Below are 7,896 nucleotides of genomic sequence, written 5' to 3' on the forward strand. Positions count from 1 at the left end.
ATGGCAAGGAGCGATGTATGACACTGCGTAAACAGTTGTTCCTGGCCATCTGCCTGTTCCTGCTGGTGGCGTTCAGCGGCAGTTTTTTTGCCAGCCTTGAAAGCTCCCGCGAGCAAACGCTCAGTCAACTGCGCGCCCACGCCCAGGATGCAGCCACCGCGCTGGGGTTGTCGCTGACGGCACAGGTCGACGACCCGGCAATGATGGAGCTGATGGTCAGTTCGATTTTCGACAGCGGCTATTTCAGCAGCATCCGCGTCATCAGGCTCAAGGATCAGCAAACCCTGGTGGAGCGCAGCGCACCGACGAAAATCGACGGTGTGCCTGACTGGTTCGTCAGCCTGGTCAACCTGCGCCCGGAGGGCGGCGATGCCTTGATCATGCGCGGCTGGGAACAATTGGCACGGGTCGAAGTACTGAGTAATCCGCAATTCGCCCTGGCCAAGCTCTGGGACAGCACCCTCGGCAGCCTGATCTGGTTACTGTTGTGCGGGCTGTTCAGTGCGGTGATTGGGGGATGGATGCTGCGCCGGCAATTCCGCCCGCTCGACAGCATGGTCCGACAAGCCGAGGCCATCAGTAAACGCGAGTTTCTCAGCCTGCCCAAACTGCCACGGACACCGGAACTGAAACGGGTGGTGCTGGCCATGAACCAGATGGTCGAAAAGCTCAAGGCGCTGTTCGTCGAAGAGGCCGAGCGCAGCGAAAAGCTACGGGCCGAATCCTGGCTGGACAACCTCACCGGTCTGGCCAACCGGCGCCTGTTCGACGAGCAACTGGCCGACCATTTGCGAGTATGCGAACAGAGCCGCGATGGCCATTTACTGATGCTGCGGATCAACGACCTGAACGGACTCAACCAGCGACTGGGCAGCCAACGGACAGACGCACTGATCAGTGCCGTGGGCGAATTGCTCAAGCGTCTGACTCAATTGCCGGAGCGGCGCGCCTGGCTGGCGGCGCGCAATCGGGGTGGAGAATTCAGCCTGTTGACACCGGGCCTGGATGCCGAAAGTGCTGCGCGCCTGGCCGCCGATGTCAGCATCAGCCTGGAGAATCTGCGCCTGACCGGCGCCAGCGATTGCATGCCGGTTGCCCATCTTGGTGTTGTCGCCTACCACCCCGGTGAGCCGGTCGGCAATGTACTTCTGCGCCTTGATCAGGCGCTGACCGAATCATGGCAACATCTCGAGCGACCCTGGGTGTACCTGGGCCACCGTGACACCGCGCCGAATCACTCCCAGCACGACTGGCGCACCTGGATCGACGATGCCTTGACCGAAGGCAAAATGCAGTTGTACTTCCAGCCCGTCGTGCAATGCGCCGACACCCGCCAGGTACTGCACCACAAAGTGCTTGCACGCCTGCTTGACCCACAGGGCGAAGCGATTGCCGCCGGACATTTCCTGCCGTGGATCGAACGTCTCGGCTGGTCGGCGCGGTTCGACCTGGCGATGCTAGAAGCCACGCTGGACGACCTGGTGGTCAACCGCCGCCCTTTGGCACTGAGTTTGTCCGGCAGCACTCTACGCGATCAGGTGCAATGGCGAGCAGTCCTCGACCTGCTCGACTCTCTTCCCGAACTGGCGCCGCTGCTGACCCTGGAAATCGACGAGCGCCAGTTGCCATCCGCCGAAGAACTGCAGCGTTTGAGCCACAGTCTGCTTGCCAGCGGTTATCGAATCGGCCTGCAACACTTTGGCGGGCGCTTCAGCCAGATCGGCAACCTCACTCAACTGGGTCTGGCCTACCTGAAAATCGATGGAGCCTACATTCGCAACATCGACGAGCAGCCTGACAAGCGGCTGTTCATCGACGCGATCTTTCGCGCGACCCACAGCATTGATTTGCCGCTGATTGCCGAGATGGTCGAGACACCAGGGGAACTGGAAGTCATCCGCGAGTTGGGTGTATTCGGGGCGATGGGGCGGTTGATCGGGTCGCCGAAGCCAACTTAGTCAGGCAACCCATGCAACTTTTACCTTCTTCGAAAAGCAACTTCTATCGTTATTTATGACAGTAGGAAAGCTATCGACCCAGGTTTTAAATCACTCCGGCAACCTCACTGATCAACACCGGAGTCACCATCATGACGGCTAAATCACCCACTTCGACATTCACGTCAACCACGCGGAATGAAGCGAAAACAACCTTCGATGAAATCCTGGACAGCAGCGGCAGCCTTGTTGCCAAAAATGGCGTTACTTTTGACAAAACCCTGGTACTCAAGGGTACGGCTGGCGCAACTAAGGACCTCTGGATTCGCGACAACCAGATCCGGCTTACTGACGTGACCAGCGAAGCGTCAGGAAACTGGACCACAAAACTCGAATTCAACTTTGGCTTCAAACGCTACAGCCTTGATGCTATTGAAAAAAAACCACCTTACGATTCCTCCCCACAGTACATTTTCGTTCTGGCGACCGAGACGCCAATCATCGACAAAGTCGCTGGCAAGGATGGCCCGATCGAAAATGGCGGCACCTACGACGGCGACTCGCTGGAGTTCTCCGGCTACGCACCTCCCGATATGGAAGTTCAAGCGTTCAACGGCGACTCACCCACGGACAAGAAAGCCACTGTCAATGGTGACGGCCTGTTCAAACTCACCCTCGACGGGCTTGCCGCCGGCAACTACAGCATCAGGATCAGGGCAGCCAATGACAAGGAATCCAGCGCTTTCACCTTCCGCGTCCCAGGGGATGTGGAACTGAGCCTGGATGACGTCCTCGAGTCCGAAGGCGGTCCTTCTGTTCCTGAAGGCGGCACCACCAACAAGAGTCAGTTGATCATCAAGGGACATGCCATGCCCGGTGAGAGCATTCAGCTACTCAATGGCGGCGCCCCCATAAAAGACGCCATTGCAACTGCGAATCCCGGCGATGGTGCCTGGAAAATCCTGCTCGATGTGACAGACGGCGCCTATTGCCTCGCCGCCAGGGCGGACTATGGCGACGGGCAAATCACCGAGCCCCGCACCTTTACCGTGGCATCCATCCTCAAGCCGCACAACACTCGCGTGTACGATTCGGACGGTCTGGTCGAGGACAACGGTAGCACCCCATACAACCATGTAATTGTCCGGGGGGATGCGGCCCCGTCAGCGCAGATCAGGCTAAAGATCAATGGCGTCAGCAATCCGAAACCGGAACCGACCGACGATAACGGTAAATGGGCCAGATTGGTTACAGGTCTGGAGCACGCAACCACTTATCAATTCATCGCGGTGGCAGACCATGGTGACGACTCAGAGTCTGATCCCTGGACGATTACTGCCGGAGTACTGCGTTAAAGACTCCAGTGGTAGTTAGACACCATTGAATGAAAAAACCGCCATCCCTTACACAGGGATGACGGTTCTTTCGTTCCGGCTTTCAGGTCACACGTTGTCCACCTTCAACGAATGATCGTTGAGCATGCCGTTGATGATGGTCGCCGTATCATGCCCGCCCGCGATCACCCCATCCAATCCCGGCGTTACACCATAATGGCTGGCAAGGTTGACGCCGGCCAGGTCGATGGTCTGATTCGGCGCAGCGCCGGCCATGGCACTGACGTCGATGCTGGTCATCGTCGATGGCCCGGTGCCGGTGACGGTGAAGTGCAGGTAGTCATCCAGCGAAGCGGTGGTGCCGTTCTCCCCTTGCAGCAGTTGCGACAGGTCGAGCTTGTCGGTGCCAGGCGTGAAGTCGGTGATCACGTCGTGACCACTGTTGCCCTTGAGCCACTGGAAGGTATCGGCCCCTGCCCCGCCGCTGAGGGTGTTGTTGCCCAGGCCACCGATCAGCAAGTCATCGCCCCCCCCGCCGTTGAGGATGTCGTTGCCCAGGCCGCCGTCGATCACGTTGTTATTGTTGTCACCGGTCAATGTGTCGTTGAAGTTCGAACCGGTGAGGTTTTCGATGCTGGTCAGGGTGTCCGTGCCTGCGCCGAGGGTGTTTTGCCCACCGAGCAGACCGAGGTTGACCGTCACGGCGGCGGTGGCATGGGCGTAGCTGGCCGTGTCGATGCCTGTACCGCCATCCAGGGTGTCATTGCCCGGGCCGCTGTAGAGCAGATCATTGCCGGCGTCGCCGTGCAGCACGTTGTTGCCGGAACCGGCGGTGAGCACATCATTGCCGTCACCGGCATTGATGGTGTTGTCGCCCGTGCCCGCCACCAGGATGTCATCCCCGCTGGTGCCGGTGAGGGTATGGCCGTTCTGATAGCTGATGGTCACATTGGCCGAGTCGCTGCCGCCATGGTTGTCGTTGACGGTGTAGGTGCCGTGGTAGTCCGAAGCACTGTCATGAGCCCCGGCATAGTTGACGGTCATGGTCAGTTGATAGGTTTCAGAACCATTGCCGCCACCACTCGAACCGTTGGGGATGTTACTGATGTGGATCTGGTAGGTCCCGTCCCCTGTCGCGGTGATGGTCTGGTTATCCCCGATGGAGGTGAACCCGCCGCCGTTGACCGAGTACTCCATGCTGATACGCCCGGCCGCCAGGTCGTGATTGAGGTTGAGGGTTTCGCCATCCTTGAGATTGACGGTAATGAAATCGTCACCCGTACTGCCACCGACCGCACCCAATGCGCCACTGACCACCAGCACAGCGGTCATGGTCGCGGCATTGGCGACGAAGGCACTGCGGGCGATATTCACGGCCGTCGCGCTGTTGCCGGTAAAGCTGAAGTTCTGGTTGACCCCGGTGAAGTCAGAGCCCTTCAGTACCCAGCCAGTATTGAAGGATGTCGGTGTCGCCGAGAGTTGGTCACCGTCAGGGTCGGTGTCGTTGGCCAGCAACAGCTCGCCCGGCACCACGACGGTGCCAGAGAGCACGTTGGTGATGACGTTATCATCGGCGGCCACGGGCGGTGCGTTAGGTATGACCTTGACCGTCAGGGTGGAGCTGGTTAGGTCGCCGTCGTTGTCGCTGACGGTGAATCCGATGTTTTCGGTGATCAGCACCGACGAGGTTTTCTGGGAAATGTAGGTGTAGTCGCCGGTATCCAGATTGATCAGCAAGGTACCGCTGTTGTTGGTGGCAATGTTCAACGTGTTGTTCACGGTGTCGAACGTGCCGTGGTTGAGCCCACCGCTGAAGTTCAGCGAGCCTTGATTACTGTTGCCGCTCGGATCGTAGGTGTACGTGGTGCCGTCCACCGTGATGGTCTTGACGAAGCCGCCGTCGGCACCGAAGGTTCCGCCCTCACCCAGTAGCGAACCGGTCACCGGTGCGCCGATCACAGTGCCGGACAGCACCGAGTTGAGCTGGTTGAGGTCGGTCACCACCACCGAATTGGTGTCGGTGTGGCTGATACCGTCATAGGCCAGCGGATCGAGGTTGGCGTTGCTCACGCCACTGCCCAGGCCGATCGCGTAGTTCTTGATGTTGTTGGCATCGAGGAAGGCTTTCAGCGCGGTTTCATCGGCGGTGCCGATTTCCTGGCCGCTGGTGGGTTTGCCGTCGGAGAAGAAGTAGCCGATGTTTTGCGCACCCGTGAGTTTGCCCGAGGTATTGAACGCCGTTTGCATGGTTGCCACAGCGGCGTCGTAGTTGGTGCCGCCGTTTGCGGTGAGGCCGGTGAGCAGTGTCTTGGCGGTCGCGACATCGACCCACACCGAGGTCCTGTCCGAAGCGCTGCTGCTGAAGGTGACGAGTTGCACTTTCACGTCGCCGAGGTCGTCGTATTTATCCAGCAAGGCACTGATGGCCTGCTTGGCCAGCTCCAGCCGCGACAGGCCTGTTACGCCGGAAGGGTCGGCCATACTGCCGGAGACATCGAGCACGATCAGCAGGTTGGAATCGATCTCCACGGCCGCCACCGAACGATCCGATGCCACCGCCTTGGGCACGTCATCGACAATGTTGACCACGATGGTGCTGGTGCTGCTGTTGCCTGCCGCATCAGTGGCCTTGTAGGTGAAGCTCTCGCTCAGGCTGTTCGGGCCGTCGTTGGCATTCGGCAAGGTTTTCGGTGCCGAGGTCAGGGTGTAGGTGTAGCTGCCGTCTGGATTGAGCAGGATCTGCCCGTAGGTGCCGGTAGCGCTGCCGACCAGCGTGTAGGTGAGCGCGCCGCTGGCACCCGAGACAGATCCGACCAGGGTTCCGGACGCGGTTTCGCCGGTATTGCCCGGGTCGCTGCCGGTGACCGTACCGGCAGCCAGGTCCTGGCCATCCTTGCTCAGGTCGAGGGCTTTTTCGTAGACCGTCACGTCGCTATCGGGGTTGGCCTTGATGACGCTGTTGGCCACGTCGATGGTGATGGTGGTGGTGCTTTCATCGCCATCGGAGTCGCGCACGGTATAGGTGAAGGTATCAGTGGCCCCGGCGGGGCCGACCGAATTCGAGTTGCTGTGATACACCGCGTTGCCATTGGCATCGAGGGTCAGGTAACCATAGGTGCCATTGATCGGGTTGCCCAGGCCGCCGACAGCCGACGTCGCGGTATCGCTACCGGCGCGCACGCCAACCACCGTCGCAGGACCATCGGCGCCGCTGATGTCATTGCCCAGCACACTGATATTGACCGTACCGCCCTCCGTCACCGACGACGAGTCGGGTTTGGCGCTCGGCAGGTCATCGACGATGTTGACATTGAGTTGTCCTGTCGCCGTGTCGCCGTCAGTGTCTGTGGCCACGACGTCGAAGTTCTCGGTCAGGTTGTTGGCGCCGTTGGCCGTTGGATGGGCTTCGTTATCGTTGAGGGTGTAGCTGTAGCTGATCACCCCTGTGGCAGTGTTGAACCCGGTGATGGTCAGGGTACTGCCCAGCGGCGTAACGGCGGTTTGCGGGAAGCCGGCGACCACGCCACCAGTGACCACGGCGATGCCACCGACAGTCAGGGTTTGCAGGCCATCCAGGGCGGTCAGCGTAAAGGTCCCGCTCTGGGTCAGGGCCGACGTGCTGGGGCTGGAGCCATCACTGAGATTTTTCTCGTAGACCGTCAGCTCGCCGCCATTCACGTCGAGACCATTGAGAGTCACCAGGTCATCGTTGTTATGGACCTGCAGTTCCAGGTAGGCGGTGCTGCTGTCGCCGTCCGAGTCGGTGATGGTGTAGCTGAAGGTTTCCGTGCCGCTGCCACCGCCGTGCAGGGCTTTGAAATCGGCATCGCTGGTGTTCAGCGTGTAGACGTAGGTGCCGTTGGCATTCAGCACCAGGGTGCCGTAGGTGCCGGTGAAGGTGCCGGGGGTGATCGGGCCGGTGTTTGCTCCGACCGTCACGCGGTCGGCGCCTTGCACGTCGTTGCTCAGCACGTTGCCGTTGAGGGTCAGCAGGGTTTCCGAGGCCGTATTGGCATTGCTGTCGTTCATGCCTTTGGGCAGGTCGTCGACGATGTTGACGTCGAGGCTGCCGGTGGCGGTGCTGCCGTTGTCGTCGACCACGGTCACGGCGAACTGCTCAGGCAGGGTGTTGGCGTTGTTGCCCGTCGGGTGCGCTTCGTTGTCGTTGAGGGTGTAGCTGTAGCTCACCACGCCGGTGGCGGCGTTGAAGCCGGTGATGGTCAGGGTGCTGCCCAGCGGCGTGGTGACCGATTGCGGGAAGCCCGCCGCCACGCCAGCGGTGACCACGGCGATGCCGCCCACGGTCAGGCTGGTGACACCATCGAGGGCAGTGACGGTGAAGGTGCCGTTCTGGGTCAGGGCCGTGGCATCCGGTGCGCTGCCGTCGCTGAGGTTTTTTTCGTAGACCGTCAGTTCGCCGCCATACACGTTGAGGCCGGTGAGGACCACCGGATCGTCGTTATTGTGGACCTGCAGTTCCAGGTAGGCGGTGCTGCTGTCGCCGTCCGAATCGGTGATGGTGTAGCTGAAGGTTTCCGTGCCGCTGCCACCGCCGTGCAGGGCTTTGAAGTCGGCAGCGCTGGTGTCGAGGGTGTAGGTGTAGGTGCCGTTGGCATTCAGCACCA

3 protein-coding genes are annotated in these 7,896 nt (G+C 60.3%); 2 read left to right on the forward strand and 1 reads right to left on the reverse strand.

Features of this window, described 5'->3' with window-relative positions:
* The first annotated feature begins 17 nt into the window (after positions 1–17).
* A complete protein-coding gene (gene lapD, locus CAG47_RS03060) occupies positions 18–1,958 on the forward strand; it encodes a cyclic di-GMP receptor LapD (RefSeq protein ID WP_085723425.1) in 1,941 nt (646 codons plus the stop codon).
* Between the two features lie 131 nt (positions 1,959–2,089).
* The gene (locus CAG47_RS03065; protein WP_085723426.1) at positions 2,090–3,292 is read left to right on the forward strand and encodes a carboxypeptidase regulatory-like domain-containing protein; all 1,203 of its coding nucleotides are present in this window, start codon (positions 2,090–2,092) and stop codon (positions 3,290–3,292) included.
* Between the two features lie 87 nt (positions 3,293–3,379).
* Here the strand turns inward: CAG47_RS03065 and CAG47_RS03070 are convergent.
* Positions 3,380–7,896 (reverse strand): S-layer family protein (locus CAG47_RS03070; RefSeq protein WP_143515800.1); only part of this gene is annotated, 4,517 nt, incomplete at its 5' end.

The organism is Pseudomonas sp. R37(2017) (assembly GCF_002113375.1).
Lineage (GTDB): Bacteria > Pseudomonadota > Gammaproteobacteria > Pseudomonadales > Pseudomonadaceae > Aquipseudomonas.